Source organism: Halobacteriovorax sp. JY17 (assembly GCF_002753895.1).
GTDB lineage: Bacteria > Bdellovibrionota > Bacteriovoracia > Bacteriovoracales > Bacteriovoracaceae > Halobacteriovorax.
Window position 1 is genome coordinate 106,595 of record NZ_NJER01000001.1, and the last position, 19,480, is coordinate 126,074.

General features: G+C 37.2%; 19 protein-coding genes. 12 read left to right on the top strand and 7 right to left on the bottom strand.

Annotated elements, in window-relative coordinates; genetic code table 11:
• Positions 1-79 precede the first annotated feature (79 nt).
• Complete coding sequence (locus CES88_RS00540; RefSeq protein ID WP_290729482.1) at positions 80-679, top strand: ChaN family lipoprotein; 600 nt, start codon at positions 80-82, stop codon at positions 677-679.
• Here CES88_RS00540 and CES88_RS00545 read toward each other — a convergent pair.
• Positions 666-1,913: an NnrS family protein gene (locus CES88_RS00545; RefSeq protein ID WP_290729485.1), complete on the bottom strand. Its 1,248-nt coding sequence runs from the start codon at positions 1,911-1,913 to the stop codon at positions 666-668. The two genes, CES88_RS00540 and CES88_RS00545, sit on opposite strands and share 14 nt — an antisense overlap.
• A gap of 10 nt (positions 1,914-1,923) precedes the next feature.
• Here CES88_RS00545 and CES88_RS00550 point away from each other — a divergent pair, with 10 nt between their 5' ends.
• The 4 genes from CES88_RS00550 (at position 1,924) to CES88_RS00565 (ending at position 5,674) form a co-directional block, all read left to right on the top strand.
• Positions 1,924-3,462, top strand: coding sequence for a hypothetical protein (locus CES88_RS00550; RefSeq protein WP_290729487.1), 1,539 nt, complete (start codon positions 1,924-1,926; stop codon positions 3,460-3,462).
• Between the two features lie 51 nt (positions 3,463-3,513).
• Entirely contained in the window at positions 3,514-4,128 is a 615-nt protein-coding gene (locus CES88_RS00555; RefSeq protein ID WP_290729490.1) for an FKBP-type peptidyl-prolyl cis-trans isomerase, read from the top strand.
• A 178-nt stretch (positions 4,129-4,306) separates the two neighbouring features.
• Positions 4,307-4,993, top strand: coding sequence for a hypothetical protein (locus tag CES88_RS00560; protein WP_290729493.1), 687 nt, complete (start codon positions 4,307-4,309; stop codon positions 4,991-4,993).
• Between the two features lie 120 nt (positions 4,994-5,113).
• Positions 5,114-5,674, top strand: a complete 561-nt coding sequence (locus CES88_RS00565; RefSeq protein ID WP_290729496.1) for an energy transducer TonB — start codon at positions 5,114-5,116, stop codon at positions 5,672-5,674.
• A 1-nt stretch (position 5,675) separates the two neighbouring features.
• Here CES88_RS00565 and CES88_RS00570 read toward each other — a convergent pair whose 3' ends face one another.
• Positions 5,676-6,524, bottom strand: coding sequence for a serine protease (locus CES88_RS00570; RefSeq protein ID WP_290729499.1), 849 nt, complete (start codon positions 6,522-6,524; stop codon positions 5,676-5,678).
• 159 nt (positions 6,525-6,683) lie between these two features.
• Here CES88_RS00570 and CES88_RS00575 point away from each other — a divergent pair, with 159 nt between their 5' ends.
• The 4 genes from CES88_RS00575 (at position 6,684) to CES88_RS00590 (ending at position 11,611) form a co-directional block, all read left to right on the top strand.
• Complete coding sequence (locus CES88_RS00575; protein WP_290729502.1) at positions 6,684-8,468, top strand: glutamine--tRNA ligase/YqeY domain fusion protein; 1,785 nt, start codon at positions 6,684-6,686, stop codon at positions 8,466-8,468.
• An 11-nt stretch (positions 8,469-8,479) separates the two neighbouring features.
• Positions 8,480-9,907, top strand: a complete 1,428-nt coding sequence (gene gltX, locus CES88_RS00580) for a glutamate--tRNA ligase (protein WP_290729505.1) — start codon at positions 8,480-8,482, stop codon at positions 9,905-9,907.
• Position 9,908: 1 nt separating this feature from the next.
• Entirely contained in the window at positions 9,909-11,180 is a 1,272-nt protein-coding gene (gene tyrS / locus CES88_RS00585) for a tyrosine--tRNA ligase (RefSeq protein WP_290729507.1), read from the top strand.
• Positions 11,181-11,269: 89 nt separating this feature from the next.
• Positions 11,270-11,611 (top strand): Hpt domain-containing protein, encoded by a 342-nt coding sequence (locus tag CES88_RS00590; protein WP_290729510.1) that lies wholly within the window; start codon positions 11,270-11,272, stop codon positions 11,609-11,611.
• A gap of 244 nt (positions 11,612-11,855) precedes the next feature.
• Here CES88_RS00590 and CES88_RS00595 read toward each other — a convergent pair whose 3' ends face one another.
• Positions 11,856-12,539 carry a hypothetical protein gene (locus tag CES88_RS00595; RefSeq protein WP_290729513.1) on the bottom strand — a complete coding sequence of 228 codons (684 nt, stop codon included), beginning with the start codon at positions 12,537-12,539 and terminating at the stop codon, positions 11,856-11,858.
• Positions 12,540-12,657: 118 nt separating this feature from the next.
• On the opposite strand from CES88_RS00595, the gene CES88_RS00600 reads away from it, so the two are divergent.
• Together CES88_RS00600 and CES88_RS00605 are read left to right on the top strand one after the other, a co-directional pair.
• On the top strand, positions 12,658-13,272 hold the full coding sequence (locus CES88_RS00600; RefSeq protein ID WP_290729519.1) for a sterol desaturase family protein: 615 nt from the start codon (positions 12,658-12,660) through the stop codon (positions 13,270-13,272).
• Positions 13,273-13,275: 3 nt separating this feature from the next.
• On the top strand, positions 13,276-14,085 hold the full coding sequence (locus tag CES88_RS00605) for a phosphatase PAP2 family protein (RefSeq protein WP_290729522.1): 810 nt from the start codon (positions 13,276-13,278) through the stop codon (positions 14,083-14,085).
• Positions 14,086-14,089: 4 nt separating this feature from the next.
• Here CES88_RS00605 and CES88_RS00610 read toward each other — a convergent pair whose 3' ends face one another.
• From CES88_RS00610 to CES88_RS00620, 3 genes are read right to left on the bottom strand one after another with little or no spacing between them, the layout of a single operon-like run.
• Positions 14,090-15,085 carry an NAD-dependent epimerase/dehydratase family protein gene (locus tag CES88_RS00610; protein ID WP_290729525.1) on the bottom strand — a complete coding sequence of 332 codons (996 nt, stop codon included), beginning with the start codon at positions 15,083-15,085 and terminating at the stop codon, positions 14,090-14,092.
• Positions 15,086-16,210, bottom strand: a complete 1,125-nt coding sequence (locus tag CES88_RS00615; RefSeq protein ID WP_290729528.1) for a hypothetical protein — start codon at positions 16,208-16,210, stop codon at positions 15,086-15,088.
• 8 nt (positions 16,211-16,218) lie between these two features.
• Positions 16,219-17,424 (bottom strand): aminotransferase class I/II-fold pyridoxal phosphate-dependent enzyme, encoded by a 1,206-nt coding sequence (locus CES88_RS00620; protein ID WP_290729531.1) that lies wholly within the window; start codon positions 17,422-17,424, stop codon positions 16,219-16,221.
• Positions 17,425-17,628: 204 nt separating this feature from the next.
• Between CES88_RS00620 and CES88_RS00625 the strand changes: the two genes are divergently transcribed.
• The gene (locus CES88_RS00625; RefSeq protein ID WP_290729534.1) at positions 17,629-18,612 is read left to right on the top strand and encodes a hypothetical protein; all 984 of its coding nucleotides are present in this window, start codon (positions 17,629-17,631) and stop codon (positions 18,610-18,612) included.
• On the opposite strand, the gene CES88_RS00630 is transcribed toward CES88_RS00625, so the two are convergent.
• On the bottom strand, positions 18,609-19,358 hold the full coding sequence (locus CES88_RS00630; protein WP_290729539.1) for a PilZ domain-containing protein: 750 nt from the start codon (positions 19,356-19,358) through the stop codon (positions 18,609-18,611). The genes CES88_RS00625 and CES88_RS00630 overlap by 4 nt on opposite strands.
• Between the last annotated feature and the right edge of the window lie 122 nt (positions 19,359-19,480).

The window sequence follows — 19,480 nt, forward strand, 5'->3', positions numbered from 1 at the left end:
AGTGATATTAATAAGACACTATCATTGTTTAATTTACACAATCCCTATCACTTTTTTCTAGATCCTCTATATTGATACTATGAAAAAGTACATAATGACCCTAATTCTCATCCTCTGCTTTGGTGCTAACGCGAAGGACTTAAGCTCTTTCTATTTAGATAGCACTTCTCGAGTTCTCTTTGCTGGAGAGAGGCATATAAATGATCGTGCAAGAGATATATTCTCAGACTCTCTACAGAGCTTTAAAGATAGTGGAGGAGATACTCTAGGACTTGAGATGGTTGAAAGCCATAAGCAGTATCTACTTGATAACTTCTTAGAAGAGCGTGAAAATTCTGAGTTTGAACTCTATGAGTATTTAAGAGTTCGCTGGCAATATAATACTAAGAACTATATGAAATTAATTACGAGAGCTAAATCTCTGGAACTCAAACTCTTGGCCATTGACCTAGATAAGAGAAAGTGGCCAGCTGAAACTGCTCTCTATCCTGTTCCGCCAGATATTTCAAAAGTTCGCGTAGCAAGAGAGGCCCATATGGCAAAGCTCTTGTGCCGGGCCGACTTTCAAAGAATTATTGTCATCATTGGTTCATTTCACTCTTTAAAGGAATATCTTCCCTCAGGGCTTCGAAACGAGTGTTACGCTGACTCAGCTACTTTTGATATTACTTCTTTATAAATTTAGGAAAGAATTTAATTAAAAAGAGAATAAACGATAGAGTCCAAAACCCCATTGAAATATGAAGTAGTGTTCCGTGTAATCCTCCAAAGAAAATAGGATGGAAGACTCGTGTCAGAGCTCCAATGAAAATGGAAATGAAAGAGAATATTATAAGCTTAGTCGCTTTCATCTCTAGCCCCGAGTGTCCTAGTGAAACCCTCGTCATCATTCCAACGGCAAATGTTCCCAGCGCCCCTGCATAGAGAGCATGTAAGACTGCCCTTGCCTCTGTCAAAGGCCCTAGGTAGAGAGCGAGAGAGTTTAAAAGAAAGTAAGTATTTAGCCAGAGATGCCCTAGAAAGAGAATCCAGAGCATAGGAACTTTAAGAATCTTTTTTAAAAAGTATATTTTAAAACGAAAAGAGAGAAGTAGAAAGCAACTAAAAGACAATGTGGCCGTGGCAAATTTTAAATTTATAAGAGAGAAAATTAGCGCTCCCAGAGAAATACCAACAATTGATAGATCAAGTTTCTTATTCTGACTAATAAGCTGAGTTTGAAACTTTGAGTTTACAAAGAAGGGGATTAATCTTCCTGAGAATATAATAAGAAGAGCTGCAATGATGAAGGCCGTGACTTGATAAGTACTCTCTAATAGTGATTCATTCTCATGAACTGCTCCGTAGATAGAAAATACTTCACTTAGAAGTAGTAGAGAAAGAAGTGGAAGAACTATGTAAGCATTTTGAGTTCCACGGAGAATTAGAATTAATTTAGCGATTAAGAGAATGAGAGGAAGAGCGCAAAAAATATAGATGGCCAATTCAGATGGCTGATAGATCATAATTAATCGAGCGACAATCCACGAGAAAAAGATAAGAAGAGTCCAATTGCTACTGACAGCTTTTCCTTGCGTCCACTTAGGAGCAGCTGTTAGAAGAAAGCCTGCAAGAAGTGCGCTCGTGAGTCCAAAAATCATTTCATGGGCATGCCAGAAGTTTGAACTTAGGTAGGCTTCATTTATATAGTAGCCATTAACTACAATTCCTACGAAGTACATAGGAATGAGAATCGCTGCTAAGGCAGTTAATGTGAAGAAAGGTCTAAAGGGTGCGTGGAAGAAATACATCTTATGCTTCTTTATTACAGTGTCAAAACTTTTTATTTGTCTAATATTTATACGATTAGTATAAGCAAATATCAAATACTTAGTCGTCAAAATATGGCCCATATTTTGCTTTATAAGGGACATTGGAGATTATATGAGATTTTTACTAGTACTACTGGCTTCGAGCTTTTTATTCATTCCTTCTATTCTTGCCGAGCAAGGTTCAATTAGAGGAACCCTATCTAAAGTAGGAGATCAAATACTACTTAAGAGTCAGGATAAGTCTAGGGTGATTGATATCAGTAAAGAATTTGCTTTCACACTAGATAGTAAGGTTTTGAATTCTCCAAATTATATATTTGAATTTGTAGGAGATATTACTGATTCAAAAGTTGTGACTAAGCAGTCTCCAACAATCGTTGCCGGAGATGATGAACTCGTAGGAACTCTTGAAAAGAAAGAAGATGGATCTCTTTATATCGGTGATCAGAAAGTTAAATTTGGTAGAACGAAAGAAATTTATAAAATTAGTTTTGATCAGAAATCTAAAGACTCATTTGTCGGTAAGAATATAATCGCCCAAGGAAATTATCTAGACGACGCTTTTGAAATGAACGCTATTGTCTTAGATGATTTAATTTCTGCTAATACTCAAGTTCAATTTCAAGTACCACAAGGGTTTGAAAGTGACCCTGAAGAGTTTATCATTGAAGAGATGGCAAAGAATATTCACTCTCAATCAATGGTTCCATTTAGAGCGCCAGTTTATGACTCAAAGAAGAAGGTTTACCCTGGTGAGTCTGTTCTAGTTATTACTCTTAGTGGAAGACAGGGAGATTCGCCTGGAGCTGCTGGCGGGCATTTTACAGTTGGAATGGGAACAGTCCAAGAAGATATGTCTATCAAGGGAGAAGTTTCTAATTTCTACTTTGAAGGTCCAAAAGAAGTTCTTGCGGGAAATACTGATCTTGTAAGTTACTTTGGTCATTTTATTCAAGGTCAACAAAACTATAGACCAACATTTACTTTATTTATTTATGGTGTTGATAAGAACAAACTAAAGTATGTGAGAGACTATCTTGAAGTTGAAAATCACAAAGTTAGAACTGAGAAGGGATTAGAAATCACTCCAGGTTATAATTGTACAACGACTTCAAACGATGCGCTGAGAGAAGTAGGCATTAAGGGTTCTCATAGAAACTTCTTAAGAACTGTTTTTGATGTTCAAAATCTTTCTTTAATTAATCCGTTGAGATACGGTTCAAGGAATGCAGGAACAGAGGGAACATTAGATACTCTTAGAACTATTAGTTACGCCCTAAGTGAAGACCCTGAGCACTACGTACCAAGAGCAGCATTTAACTCTTATGTAAAAAACTTTTCTTCGAAGAGAAAGAATAAGAAGCTCGGAGTTAAGAGAGTTGATTATCTCTTCATGCCTCAGACTCCATCGGCTAGACAAATTGGTGGAATGTCTTATGACCAACCGATTAAAGAAGGAAAGAAAGTTATTGATTACGATAAGAAGCGTGAAGCTCGTATCGCTAGAGAAAACACAGCGAAAGAAATTCTTGAAAGCCGCAACTCTACTGAAGAGCAGAGAGAGTGGGCGAGAGAAGTTCTAAGAAATGAAGTTTCTTTTGCTGAAGATATGAGATTAGTTAAAGAATTTTTAAATAATACGATAGATTAGACAATAGAGCGCTCATAATTTATGATGCCCCTTTAAAAAAAGGGAGTAATTATGAGCGTCGATTGGAATAAGGTCAGCTACGTGCTGGGTCAACAAATTGGAAGTGACTTTAAAGAGCAGGGAATAACTGTTGAATTAGAGGCTTTCTTCAATTCATTTAAAGATGCATTCAACGGTGAGCCGTCAAATCTTACTGGTCCAGAGATGCAAGAAATTATGCAAAGTTTCCAAGTTTACATGCAAGCTAAGCAAGCAGAGAAAATGGAAAAAGAATCTACTCTAAACCTTGAAGAAGGTTCAGCGTTTCTAGCAAAGAATGCTACTGAAGAGGGAATTAAAACTCTTGAAAGTGGTCTTCAATACCGTGTCCTTACAGAGGGAAGCGGGAAAACTCCAACGAATACAGACACAGTTGAAGCGCACTACGAAGGTAAGCTAATTAATGGAAGCGTATTTGATTCTTCTTACCAAAGAGGACAGACAATAGACTTTCCAGTTAACGGAGTTATTCCAGGTTGGACAGAAGCTCTTCAACTAATGAGCGAAGGTTCTAAGTGGCAATTATTTATTCCTGCTAACCTTGCTTACGGAGAAGCTGGATCACCTCCAGTAATCCCACCAAATTCAACTCTTCTCTTTGATGTTGAACTTGTTTCAGTAAAGTAATTTCTAACGTTACAATACTCACTACAAATGAGTGAGTATTGTAACTTTTTCCATACTCAAGATATTGATTTCATTGGCTTATCTCTTTTTATTTAGTTCTTATTACATTTTAATACCTTAGCTGATAGGATGCGTTAAATTTTGTACAACCCTCGTTTGTAAAGAAAGTGAGACGTATATGAAGAAGACTTTTTCAGCTGTGGCCATAATTCTAATAAGTGGATGTGGGTCAAAGAATGAAGTTCAGCCTATTCCTGCAACTCCAATTGCTAAAGAGAATATTGCTCCCGAGTTAGTGCGAGTGACTCAGCTTGATGAGAGTATCAAAGTTGGAAACTTCGTTGTCTATGAAGTACCAAAAGTCATAACGATCTCTGAAAGAAAGAAGTGTAGCTACTTTATTAAAACAAGAATTGATATAGGCCAAGTTGATCAACAAGGAGACTCGATTGAGCTCATCCTTACAAAAACGGAGAGGGCCAATGAGAGAAATCATCGCCTCTGTCCTTCAACATTTGGTATTAATGAAACAAATCTAAAGACATATACTCTCTCAAAATTAATAGCTTCTTATAGGGAGAGAGTTGAGAATTCTCTCTCTGCGCAGCTCTTCTGTAAGAGTTTCCAAGGCTGTAAGAAGGCGAACTTAGTTAGGTCTAAGAAAGGTGCTTATAGAGGAATTCCTGCTATTTTCAATGTCATGGATATAGAGCTTAGGTCGGGAAAGAAGCTTCGAAGAAACTCTTGGGTGGCAGTAGATAATTTATTTCTAAATAATTTTTCTTACACTTTCAAAGAGAGTGGAAGAAGCGAGATTATAGACTTTAAGAGAGCGCTCGATTTCTCTATGGGAAATACAAAGTAAATTCTATAGATTTGGCGCTAGTTCGGCTGGTCAAACATATGGATTGAGTGTAGAATTTTTAAATTGTGATTCAATCAATTATTTAATATAACTTTCTCGGTGCAGCATATAGGAGACTGAGTGTTTAATATAGCAAGAGATAAATCGTTTCAAATAAGCCTTTGCTTAGCTTTGGCGGTGCATGCTCTTGTTCTTTTTAGCGCTAAATCTTCTCCTCTAACAATTCTCTCAGAAGTCTCAATGGCAAATTCTCCGTCTAAGCTTCAGCTCAATATGCAAAAGCGTGCAGTGAAAAAGCCAATTCAAAAGAAGAAGTTAGTTAAGAAATCAAAGAAGCTTGTGGCCAAGAAAGAAGTTGTTATTGAGCAAGAGGTCTCAAAGCCTCAGGCCGCGATCATGAAAACGAATTTTAATAAGACCAGTATGCATGCTCCAAAACCTAGGTATCCTCGAATGGCAATTAAGAGAGGAATAGAGGGAAGCGTTGTGGTTAAAATTCTTATCAATGAGCAGGGATTTCCTTATGATGTGAGTATTCTTAAGAGCTCTGGATTCAAAGTCCTAGATGAAGCGGCCATAAAGACAGCAATGCAGTGGAAGTTTTCACCTGCACTTGTTGACGGGAAGCCTGTTAAATCGCAAAATCATCAGCCGTTTGTATTCTCCCTTCAAAATATCTAGTTTATTTAAATGAAATTCCAATTTCTCTAAAAGGAAAGCCTAAATTCTTCTGACAAGAACTTTGATTGGGTTCACAGCGATTATATCTATTACACTTTGATTTTGAGTCGTAGTATATAGCATCACTTGGACCCATTATATGAATAGCAAAGACTTCTTGATTTTGGTTAATTATGGGCGAACCGGAGTTTCCCTGAAAGAGATCGAGAGAATAGATAGGTAAATCCTCTTCAAGTCCAAAGTACTTTCCAACAGGACTTACCTTCATAGGGGCTCCTAAGGGAAAGCCGATTGAAGTGAGGTTGTCTCCGAGAATAGGAAGTCTTTCGGTTAGAGTTAACTTCTGTGCCCCTTTAATTTCTCTATCAAGTCTTATTATTGCATAATCCCAGTATTCATCAGGGTCTGCGCCTATTCTAATAACTTCTTTGCAGCCGTATAGATCACTTTTAGAGAGTTTAGAGTTTATTGTATAATTCATTACCCATAAATGTTCTTCACAGTTTTCTTTGTCATTTTTTCCATTAATGAAGAGGCAATGACCGGCAGTTGCAATTAGATCATTACCAATAACAAAGGATGTACATTCTGAAATAGAGGGCTCTTGAGCATACTTTTCATCGGCGCAAAGGTTATGTCTTTTGGCCAAGCTTATAAAGTTTTTAAATTTCAAGTTTTTTAAATCTACTTTACTCTTTGAAACTTGGGCCATTATTGAATTTCTCATAGGTGTACTATTGACGACTTGGTAGCGATCATCTTGTCCATAGAGCATCTTCGTTCCCTTTGCATAAGAAGAAAGCATAGGTGCGTTAAAAAGTATCGCTGTGATGAGTAGAATAGGTTTCATAGAGGTTATTTAACACATAAACTCCTAGCTTGCGGGAGAAGTGTAACTTTTATCTTTGGAATGGCTTTTTTTAGAGGCAAAGGTAAGAAAAGTAGACTGACACCCCTCTCTTTTTTCGTTATAATCGGGACTTAAAAATTTTATAAGAAGGTGACTGAAATGACCGAAGAAAACACTGAAGTGGTCAAGACTAATTTCATTAGAGGCATTATCGAAAAAGACCTTGAGTCTGGGAAAAATGGTGCGAGAGTTGTTACAAGATTTCCTCCTGAACCAAATGGGTACTTACATATTGGTCATGCAAAATCTATTTGCCTAAACTTTGGTTTAGCGAAGTCATATAATTCAGCAGAAGTTAAGGCCCAATGTCACCTTCGATTTGATGATACAAACCCAGAAAAAGAAGATGTCGAATATATTGATTCAATCCAAGAGGACGTTAAGTGGCTTGGTTATGATTGGGGAGAGAATTTATTCTACGCTTCTGATTACTTTGATCAAATGTATGAGTACGCAGTTAAGCTTATTAATATGGATAAGGCCTATATCTGTGAACTCTCTCCTGAAGAGGCGAGAGAATATAGAGGGACACTAACTGAACCTGGAAAAGATAGTCCTCATCGTAATAGAGATACCGCAGAGAGCTTAGTTCTTTTTGAGAAAATGAAAAATGGTGAGATCGAACAAGGGAAGATGGTTCTTCGTTTAAAAATTGATATGAGCTCTCCAAATATTAATTTAAGAGATCCAATCATTTATAGAATAAAAAAAGCTCATCACCCAAAGACAGGTGATAAGTGGAATATTTATCCAATCTATGACTTCGCTCACTGTATTGAAGATTCTATTGAAGATATTACTCACTCTATTTGCACACTTGAGTTTGAAGATAGAAGGCCATTGTACAATTGGGTTTTAGAAACATTGGGGACAAAGTCTCACCCTCAGCAAATTGAATTTTCAAGATTAAATCTTGAGTACACAATTATGTCTAAGAGATATTTGAAGCAATTAGTTGATGAAAAGCATGTTCTCGGTTGGGACGATCCAAGGATGCCTACAATCTCAGGAATGAGAAGAAGAGGTTATATGCCAGAGAGCTTAAGAAATTTCTGTGAGCAAATTGGTGTGACGAAGAAAGATGGAACAATTGCAATGTCTACGTTAGAGACAAATGTAAGAGATACTCTTGGTCCAATTACTCCAAGAGTTTTTGGTGTGATCGATCCGATTAAAGTTGTTATTACAAATTGGGAAGAAGGGACTCAAGAGATTGAGTGTGCTTATCATCCACAGGATGAAGACTATGGAACTCGTAAAGTTCCTTTCACAAAAGAAATCTATATTGAGCGCGATGACTTTAAAGAAGAGGCCAATAGAAAATTCTTTAGATTAAAAACTGGTGGATCTGTAAGACTTAAGTTTGCTTATGTGATTACTTGTAATGAAGTGATTAAAGATGCGAATGGTGAAATTGTTGAGCTTCACTGCACGTATGATAAAGAAACTTTTGCTGGTGTGACTCCAGAAGGTATGAAGAAAGTTAAGGGGATTATCAACTGGGTTTCTGCGACTGAAAATCTTGAAGTTGAATGTAGACTCTACGATAGACTTTTCACTGTTCCAAATCCTATGAGCAATAAAGAGAAGTCATTTGTTGAAAGTATTAATCCTGATTCTCTTAAAACAATTAAGACGTATGTAGAGAAGAGTTTAAGAACAGCAAAGCTTGAAGAGAGATACCAGTTTGAAAGACAGGGGTACTTCATTGTTGATAAGGACTCTACGAGTGATCTCAAAGTCTTTAATCGAATAATTACGCTAAAAGACACTTGGTCCAAAGTTGATCAGGCTAATGCAGAATTAAAAGTATCTGTAGGTGACTTAAAAGAGATTATGGATGATTTTGTTAAAACAAGTAAAAAAGAAGTTGTTACAGAATAAAGGAAAAAAATATGACAGTACGTGTACGATTTGCACCATCTCCAACAGGTTACCTCCACATTGGAGGGGCCAGAACTGCTCTTTATAGCTACCTCTTCGCAAAAGCAAAGGGTGGAAAGTATATTCTAAGAATTGAAGATACTGACCTTGAAAGATCAAAGAGAGAGTTTGAAGAATCACAAATTGCTGATCTTCTTTGGCTTGGAATTGAACACGATGAAGGGCCAGATAAAGGCGGTGACTTTGGACCTTATAGACAGTCTGAAAGAATGCAAATGTATAAAGACATTGCATGGGACTTTGTTGAAAGAGGTCTCGCTTATCCTTGTTTTCTAACGAATGAAGAATTAGAAGAATTGAGCAATAAAGCGAACGAAGAGAAGAAGGCCCCTCACGCTTATCATGGAAAGTTTAGAGACTACGATCTTGCAGAAGCGAAGAAGAGAGTTGAGTCCGGTGAAGAGCACGTCATTAGATTTAAGAATCCAGGTAAGAAATGGACTTTCACTGACCTTGTAAGAGGAGAAGTAACTTTTCCTGAAGACATGGTAGGGGATTTCGTTATTATTCGTTCTAATGGGATGCCTGTTTATAATTTCTGCTGTGTCGTAGATGATTATAAAATGGAGATGACTCACGTTTTTAGAGCAGAAGAGCATTTAAATAATACTTGTCGCCAATTACAAATCTATGAAGCACTTGGAGCGACACCTCCTGAGTTTGCTCACGTTTCTCTACTTGTTGGTGAAGATAGACAGAAACTTTCTAAGCGTCACGGGGCAACTTCTGTAACTCAATATAAAGAGATGGGCTATCTTCCTGGAGCGGTAACGAATTATCTTACTCTTCTTGGTTGGTCTCATCCTGATGAGACAGATATCTTTGATGTCCTAGAGCTAGGCGTGATGTTTGATTACACAAGATTTTCAAAGTCATCGGCCATGTACGATATTAAGAAATTAAACTTCTTTAATGAGCAGTGGCTTAGAAAGTTAAGCGATAAAGAAATTGCAACAGGATTTGAAGGAGCCCTTGGAAGCGAGAGCGAATTCGCAAAACAAACTCCAGAGTGGAAGGAGAAGTTTGCTGCTCTTATGAAAGAGAAGGTTCAACTCTTTAGTGATATTAAAGAGCATATGCCAATCTTCTTTGATGCTGCTGCTGATGAAGATGATCAATATAAAGAAGCGATCGCTTGGGAGACGACTCCACAAGTGAAAGAATATCTAGCGACTCAAGTTGGCTCTCTTTCTGCTGACTTCATTACTGAAGATCAAGTAGGAGAGTGGATGGACTACTTAAAGAAAGAATTAAAGATAAAGGGGAAGCCACTCTTTATGGGAATGAGAGTCTGCTTGACAGGAAGGGCCCATGGGCCAGATTTAAAAACTGTTGTGGCGCTAACTCCTATTGCAATTGTAAAAGAAAGGTTAAAGTAGAATGAATTTTTTCGACGAATTAAAAGCACGTGGAATTATTGATGCTCTCTCTCACGAAGAAGAGCTAGAGAAGAAGTTTAATGAAGGCGGAATGTCCTTCTATTGTGGGTATGATCCTACGGCAAGATCTCTTCAGCTTGGAAATCTCTTTACCATTGTAACTTGTATGCGCTTTCAAAAAGCAGGGCATAAGCCTTTTATGCTCGTTGGTGGAGCTACGGGAATGATTGGTGATCCATCTGGGAAGAGTGAGGAGAGAAATCTTCTCGATATGGATACGCTTAAAGAAAATATCGAAGCGATTAGAAACCAGCTGGGACAATTTGTTGACTTTGATGGTGGTGCTAATTCTGCGGTTCTTGTTAATAACGCCGATTGGTGGCAAGGGCTTGGCTTTCTAGAATTCTTAAGAACTATTGGAAAGAGATTTAGAGTTAGCGAAATGCTTAATAAAGATTCTGTAAAATCAAGAATCGAAAGTGATGCGGGGATCTCTCTAACAGAGTTCTCTTATCAAGTACTCCAGGCCTACGACTTTGTGACTTTAAATAAAGAACACGGTGTTTCTCTACAGATTGGTGGGTCCGATCAGTGGGGAAATATGACGGCGGGAACTGATCTCACTCGTAAGATGAATCAAAATCAAGTTTACTGTATGACAATGCCTCTTGTGACTGATCAAAACGGTAATAAGTTTGGAAAGTCTGCTGGAAATGCTGTCTTCTTAGATGGATCGATGACTTCTCCGTATAAGATGTATCAATTTCTTCTAAATCAAGATGACGCTATCGTGGACGCTCTACTTAAGTATTATACATTCTTATCTCTTGATGAGATTGCTGAGCTTAAGGTCATGACAGAGTCAGAACCACACCTTAGAACGGCTCAAAAGAGTCTTGCTGAACATATAACAAAACTTGTTCATGGTGATGAGGGACTCGAATCGGCAATGAGAGCGACTAAGTTCTTCTTTGGAGCAAAGATTGAGAATGTATCAGACGCCGATGTCGCTTCAATTTTTGAAGACACTCCCTCTGTAGAGTTATCTAAAGATTTATTAAATGATGGAAGCGTAATTGAAATGCTCTCTGAGACACCACTCTTTAATAGTAAGAAAGAGGTGAGAAGAGCAGTTGATCAAAAAGGTATTTATATTAATAATATTGCGATTGAAGGGGCCGATCAAACTCTTTCAAAGGCTGATCTTGCTAGCGAGACAGCACTTGTTCTTAGAAAAGGTAAGAAGAATTACTGTGTCGTAAAGTTTAAATAACTTCATCTTGGCCACAATTCATGTGGCCAAATTTCTTCAAGAAAAATTCTCTGTTGCCGATAATTATATAAATTAAATTTAGGGGTAATATGACGAGTTTTAATCAAAATTTATTAAATGAAAACTTTGGTGACGATAAGGAAATTCTTATTGAGTTAGTTGATGTTTTCTTTTCAGAACTACCCAATATGATCTCTCCGATTAGGAAGTCAATTGATGAAAATGTGAGTGCTGATCTACACTTACACGCTCATACCTTGAAGGGGGCAGTTAGTAATTTCTTTGCAGAAAAATGTGTTGAACATTCTTTTGAGTTAGAAAAAATGGGAAGAAGTGGAACTATCGATATAGAACGAGCCAATTCTCTCTTAAAAGCTCTAGAGGCTGAATTAGAGGGGCTTTCGAAAGATTTAAGGGATTATTTAACGTAGGAATTGGGCAAAAAAAATCGACGATTGCAGATCATCCTGTTGCCATCGTCGACTTATAGTGCTCATTAATTTTTTTGTCTCTGCCTTGTATTTATTCTAACCGCGGCCTCAATTTTTTAAAAGGAAAATCTTCATTCTTTTTTTCTTTTTCACTGAAGGTTTTTTATCGACTAGAGGTAAGTCTTCGTTATTAAAAACTTACCACTTTTTCTGTTTATTATTGGCTTCTTTTACTCGGGTTAATTTATTTCTTAGAAGAAAGACTTTGTATGATTTCTTGGTACGCATTGATGCCTTTTAAAGAATCTGTAATAACTTTTTCATATTTTCTTAGAAGACTTTGGTCTTCTTTCTTCACTCTCTTTATCTCAGCTCTTACTGCTTCAATTGAAGCGAGTGTGTCTTCCAGCATAGAGCTTTTTACGAGTCCCGCGAGAAAAGACTTTGGCTTAACCAGACTGTGGTACTCCATAAGTGTCTTACCCTTGTATGCTTTGAATTTAGCACTTCCTTCAACACTCTCAGCACTCTCTGAAGTGATCATCCACCACTTCGCTGTATATTCAGTATCTGAGACTTTCTTAAAGTCACTGGCATGAGTGTAGTGTGAGTTTGAGAGGGGCCACGGAAGCTCTAATTCATAGCTCGTATATACTTCCGTAGGGCCAATATGTTTTACAGGAGTAGATACAAGGACATTTGGTAGGTAGTTCTTTTGATGATCAAGGGCGAGGAAGATCGCCAAAGTCTCAAGCGGAGTGGCATCAACTATTTGATAGATGTGAATTCTAGGCCATGGATTAGCATTTACTTTTTCTTTGTAGAGAATTTGCTTTCCCTGCTCAAGAAGAGGGAAGTCTTTCTCTTTTATGGCCCCGTGCGCAACTACACTTGTTAGTAAAACATAGAGAGTAAGAAATATTTTCATTATTTTGGTCCAATTCTTAGATTTTAGTAAACATCTTCATTTCAAAGTCACAACGATTTTACAAGCTGAATATTTTCTGGCAATTAAATTATATAAATTCCAAAAATTTAAGGCCCTTATGAAGAAATATGACTCAATCAAAATATTTGAAAATCCTGTGCTTGAAGCTTGTACTCATGTGCATCCAATTATCCCTTTAATTCTCTGGGTTCCAGTAGCCATTTACTGGGGGATCTCTGGACAGACGACTTATAGCCTATCCCTAGGTGAGATGCTTTCTTGGTATGCTATTGGACTTCTGGTTTGGACATTCACAGAATATATACTTCACCGTTATATGTTTCACTTTCCTGCAAAGGGACCACTTGGAAAGAGATTTGTTTTCCTATTTCATGGGCTTCATCATGACGATCCTAATGATCCTACGAGACTTGTAATGCCACCTGTGCCAGCAATCATTATTATGGCACTTCTCTATGGTTTATTTTCTCTAATGGTTCCTGCGAGGTATTTAGAAGTCTTTATGTCTTCATTTGTCATAGGCTACCTCTGCTATGATTATATTCACTATGCTACTCACCACTTTAAGATGAATAATAAAGTGGGGAGATACTTAAAGAAGTTTCATCTTCAGCATCACTTTAGACATGAGAAGGCGAAGTATGGAGTGAGCTCTCCTCTTTGGGATATAATTCTAAGAACTATGACAGGCCCTAAAGAAGAGGAACACTAGGTAATGCTTAAGTATCTCGCGATAGCTTTTATCATTCTTATTTCAAGTTCATACTCATTAGCAGATACACCTATTGGAGAGTCTACTTGGAAAGATATTAGAACTTCTGTGAGTTGGCTTGTTAGTGGTTCTGTAGAGCAATTTAGAACGAAGAATAACCTCTACTATCTTGGGGCTGCACTGCCAGTGACTTGGTATGCTTTTGAGAAAGACGAAGATAATCTTGCAAGCGCTAAACGTAAAGGAAAAGCTCCAAGACATATTCGCCTTGCTGGCGATTTTGGAGTGGTTCTAAGCTTTCCAATCCTACAATCTTCTTTCTATGCTTATGGAAGAAAGTATAAGAATAAAAAGGCCATGCAATTTGCTATGGAATATCTCTCCTCAATGTACTTAGCTCTTGTTGAATCAGGGGTATTAAGTTTTGTTCAAGTTCATCATAGACCTGATAAAGAGAATCTAAGCTCCTGGGAGACTGGCTTTAGAGGGGATTCATCTTTCCCATCAGGGCACGTTATTCCGTACTATGGACTCTTCTTTAAGACTCTTCAATTCTATGGACCTTATTGGGCGGTAGCTCCTGCAGTTCTTTCTATGTGGGCGGCTAAGCAACGAGTGAGGTCTGCCAAGCATTACACATCAGATGTTGTCGGTTCATTCTTTTTAATGGCATTTGCTTCGGAAGGTGTTCGAAAAGTTGCTAAGTATAAGAACAATCATCCGTTCTATAAATGGGCATTTGAACATGAAGCGAATATTTCAGTCATTCGGCACGATGGAGCTTATGGTCCTGCTGTTGTTTGGAATTACTAATTAATTAAAGCCAATTTCTATTCTTATAGTCTTTTAATGTTATAGCGATAGTCTTCTCTAAACTCCATTCGTACTTCTGAGAGAGTTGATCTATTGATTTTTGTGAATTACACGTCCATGCCTTAGGCAGAAGTTCATTCACCTTATCAGGAGTGAGGCGAATATCTATTTTCATAAACTTTGAAAAGAATCCTATAATACCTGCAAGTATTCTTATGAGTAGAGAAGGGATCTTCAAGTTGAATAAGTACCTTTTATTCAATTGCTTCTTTATTTCATGGTAGAGCTCTGCCGTTGTGATGGTCTGAGGGTAGGAGCTAAAATATATTTCAGGAGCTGTATTATTAAGCTCTAGGCTTTTAACAATTGTCTGTACGAGATCATAGACACAAACGAAACTATACTCGTTCTTATCGCCATCTAGTCCCGCTGTTACAACAAATGAGCCCTTAATCATTTTAAAAATATCTAGTACAGCTGGGTCTCTTGGGCCTATTACCATTGGTGGTCTAATAATGGAAACGCTCCATTCTTTAGGACAAAGCTCTTTTGTAAATCTCTCTGCAAGTTTCTTAGACTTACCATAATCACTAACAGGTTTTGGAATATCAGTTTCCACTTTCTCTTCACTTCGATTAGATGGTCCCGCACCAGCAAGGGAAGAAATGAGTGTGAACTTTAGCTCTTGATATCTTTCTTTTAGATCGAGAATAAGTCTCTGTGTGGCCATGGCATTGACTGTATAGAATTGGTCGACGTTCATAGAATGAACAATCCCTGCAGTATGAATAACTGCATCTAATTTCTCTGGAAGCTCTCTTACCCATTTATTCTCATCTGTTGATGAGAGTGAGCCTTGGATATAAGTTCCTGGAACATTAAACTCTCTTGCCTTCGAAGGGTTTCTAACGAGAGCAAAAACGTTGTGGCCATTTTTTGTAAGGAGTTCACTTAGGTGAGAGCCAACGAATCCGGTGGCCCCTGTTACTAGGATATTCATCTATAGATTCTTAGAGAAGATTCGATACGTCTTATAAGGTTTAGCACCCATTCTAAGAAGTGGTTTATTCATGTTGAGGTTATCTTCTAGAATCCAACTCATTTCAACTTCGTTGTATCCGGCATCAAGACCTAGCTGCTTTGTCTTTGTGTAGAGGATTGATTCAAGACCAAGCTTTCTATACTTTGCCTTCACTCCCATTGTTAGAACTCTCATTCTAGTCATATACTTTTTAGCATTGAGTAATTTGAAAATTCCAAAAGGAAGAAGTTTTCCATTTGGAACTTGTTTAAATGCCTGATTAATATCTGGAAGAGCTAAGATAAACCCAGCAGGCTCTCCAGCAACTTCACAGATGAGCAGAAGGTTAGGGTCAACAATGGACTTCATATCTTTACAAGTGTGTTCCCATTCTTCTTTAAGCATTGGAATAAATCCCCAGTTCTTCTCCCAGGCATCATTGTAGATATCCCAGAGAATATCAGTTTCTTTCTTCCAATTTTTCATATTCACTTTTCTATAAGTGATTTTATTAGACTTCTCTGCTCTCGCCGAAATCTTTTCGATGATCTCAGGCATTTCAAAATTTAAGTCTAATTGATAAGCGAGAAGATCTTTTGATTTTTGGTAACCAAGAGATTCTGTAAGAATTTGGTGGTAAGGATTATTATAAGTCATCATCACTTGAGGATCGTCGTCAAAACCATTAATTAAAGTTCCAACTGCGTAGTTTGTTGATGGGTTCGCTGGCCCCCTCATTTCAGTTTTACCTTTTGATTTTAAGTGAGCTTCAGCAGCTTCAAAAAGTAATTTAAAGACTTCAGGATCTTCAATTGATTCAAAGAAACCGTAGAAACCAATATTTTCTCCGTGAAATTCATTATGTTTGTTGTTGATGATAGCTTGAATTCTTCCTACATCTTGGCCATCTTTAGTGGCCATCCAAGATTTGATTTCTGCAGTTAAATAGAAAGGATGCTTAGGACTAAATTGTTCTTTTAAAGAGAGTTTGAGCTGAGGAACCCAAATTGGGTCCCCTTTATATAATTTCCATTGAAGATCTATAAAACGTTTTTGATCTTTCTTATTTCTCAGTACGTCTACTTCTTCAATTTTGATGCTCATTTTTCTTCCTAGTGATGTATTCCTGGTATATCAAATTCTTTCTTTGCCACTTTAAATACTTCGAGAACTTTAGTTAACTCTTCGATGGAGTGACTTGCCATATAGCTCGTTCTTATTAGAGCTTCTCCTTGAGGGACGGCCGGAGCAACAACTGGAGTTGCAAATACTCCCATTTCTCCAAGGAACTTTGTTACTTGCATTGCTTTTAAATCATCTCCAATAAATACTGGAACGATTGGAGTTTCTGATTCGTATGTGTAGAAACCAATTTCTTTAAACCCATTTCTGATAAACTCAACGTTTCTCCAAAGTCTTGGATGAATTGTATCGTCAGTGTTGATTACATCTAGACAAGCACTTACTGTTGCAACAGCAGATGGTGGCATTGAAGCAGAGAACATGAACGATCTTGCAGTATGCTTAACATAGTCCATATTCTCTTTTGAACCAGAAATGACTCCACCAATAGAAGCAAAAGACTTTGAGAACGTTCCCATATTAAAGTCAATCTTCTCAGTCACTCCAAAGTGATCCATTGTTCCTCTACCTTTATTACCCATAACACCGATTCCATGAGCATCATCAACGTAGATAATGGCACCATATTTCTCGGCAAGTTCTACGACTTTATCTAGTTTTAGAATTTTTCCTGTCATAGAGAAGACACCGTCTGCAACGATGATGACATTCTTAAATCTGTTAACGTTAGCAGCGAGCTGCTCTTCAAGAGATTCCATGTCATTGTGTTTATATTTAAAGGTAGCGCCAAGAGCTAATCTTGAAGCATCAATTAGAGAGGCATGATTTTCAGAGTCAAAAATCATACAATCTCTTGGACCACAAATTGCTGAAAGTGTTCCAAGATTTGTTTGCATTCCCGTTGAAAAACAGATTGCAGCTTCGTGACCTAGGTATGTTGCGAGTTTGTCTTCAAGCTCTTCGTGAATTGTTAAGTTACCATTTAGGAACCTAGAACCCGTACAACCAGTACCATATTTTTCGATGGCCTTAATGGCCGCTTCAACAACAATAGGGTGGTGAGTAAGTCCTAAGTAATTATTTGAACCGATCATAATTTGATCTTTCTTATCGTAAGTAATAACAGATCCCTCAGAGGCTTCGATTGCTCTAAAGAAAGGGTAGAGGTTATTACTTTTTAGCATATTAGCTTTTTCAAGAACTTTTGAGTTACTTCCAACAAATCTAGATGTCATGCATTTTCCAATTCAAGTGTGTTTATCTAATTCAATTTGAGACCATTTTTTCTAGCCCCATGTGAGGTGCTAGTCAATGATTTCTTGATGCAGTGAAAGATCTATATATCAATAAAACTAGACAAGATCTAAGCTAATTACTTGAAATCATAAAAAATAGGTTAAATTCTTGCTTTTAACGGTAGAAAACATTACTTAAAGGTAATGAAAAATAAATTGCTTCTTCTTCTTTCTATTCTACTCGTCGTCTCTGGGGTATTTGGCCTATACTGGGTGAAGAAATCTGTTGAGATACAGAATAAGAGTACTCAAAGATCCTTTGATCCCCTCCTTCAAAGTGAGAGTGAAATTTTTAAAAATATTGAAAGTGAAAATAGTGAAAGAGTTTCATCTCTTCTAAGAGAGTCTAAAAAGAAAAAGCCATCAATAAAAGAATGGATCTTTAAAGAATTTGAAAATGAGCACGCAGTTGTTCAAGAGGCGATGCTTCTGGCCCTTGGTAATTATACAGATAAAGAATCAATAAACTTTCTAATTAGAAAAGTTTCTGAAAGAGAGAATGAGTCTCATTCTCTCTACGCTTTAAAAGGATTAAGCGCTCATGAAGATGTTCTAAGAGTTTTATCTCTTCAAAAAATATTACTTAAAAATAGAAGTCTTAAGTTTCTCATTCACTACCACTTCGCTCTCTTTAAAACGAAGAGTTACTTCGCCGATAAGAAGAAAGATCTCTACTGGCTTGTTGAAAAAGGGGAGAGTATTAGTGATTCAGAGGAGCTTCGTCTCATGGTTATGGGGCTTTCTGAATATGTTCCAAATTTTGAAAAGTTTCATGATCTCTTAAAAACACTACTCTATAAATCTAGAGATGAAGTGGTTTTAAATAGAGCGGTCATCCACTTATCTGTCTACGATTCTGGTTGGATGAAGGTTCAGACTAAGAAGATTATAGCTTCAGAAAATAGAGCTCTTTTAAAGGAGTTCTTGGCGCGTTCAGGGGCTTTTTGTCCATTAAATATTTGGGATGCGTATAAATTTTACGCGGAGACCTACAGTGCGCAAGAGGCCATCAAAATAGCGGCAACAGTAAATATGAAGAAGGCGGAGTCGATTGGTATTGAAGTTGGTTATGATGCTTTAAAACTTGCAGAGATTTTAAAAGTTAAGCGCTCTACTCTTTGTTATTAAGAGTTAAGCTTTTTCTCTTTCATTTTCTTTCTAATTTCTTCCGCTCTGGCTTCACCATTTATAGATTTAAATAGCTCTTCTTCAGTGGCCTTGGGAACATCAATAAAAGCAATTCCCACTTTGAAAACACCTGTAGGATTTTCTTCGGTATCTTTTACTGGCCATGTTTTAGCAATTTTTGCTTGTGGAATTTCAAACTTGTAAGTATTGAGCCTTAGCATACAATCTCGAAAGATTTCGCCTTCAGGATACTTTTCGAGATCAGATTCATCTATTGAAAATGATGTACCTCCCGCCGAAATGTCGTGAGCATCATAGACGGTTTCATTAATTTTAAATTGAATCTTAACAAAGTTATTGGCAGCGAGCCTGTAGTTTGTTCTTTGTTGAGATCTATAAACGTCTTTTGTGATGTGTATGAAGTAGTCTTTCTCTTCTTGGTCATACCTAAGGATACCGTAAGTGAAGTATTGGAATCGGTTGTAGTTAACTTTTAGAAAAATTTCTTGATTGGTGAGTTTTGACTTTGAAAGCTTCGCTAGAAAACCACCTGTAGAAGCTAGTTTTAGTTTTCTTGCTTCGCTGAAGTTTATGAGCTCATACTCTTCTACATCACTTCCTTTTTGGCCTTGTGACCAGAGATAACCGGTCAGGTTCTCACTTGCAGCAGCTGAAAATGCTTCCATGACCTCGTCTAATTCAACGATGGAAAAGTAATGTTTTTTATTAGCGTCTTTAATTGTCATACCCAAATAGCTGTAAATAATAATCTTTCTTCTATTTTAAACAAATTTTAAGTTTTTACAAAGCTAAGAGATATCAGGGAATAATTTTCAGCTAGTTAGGGCCTGATTTCGTATTTTTTAGC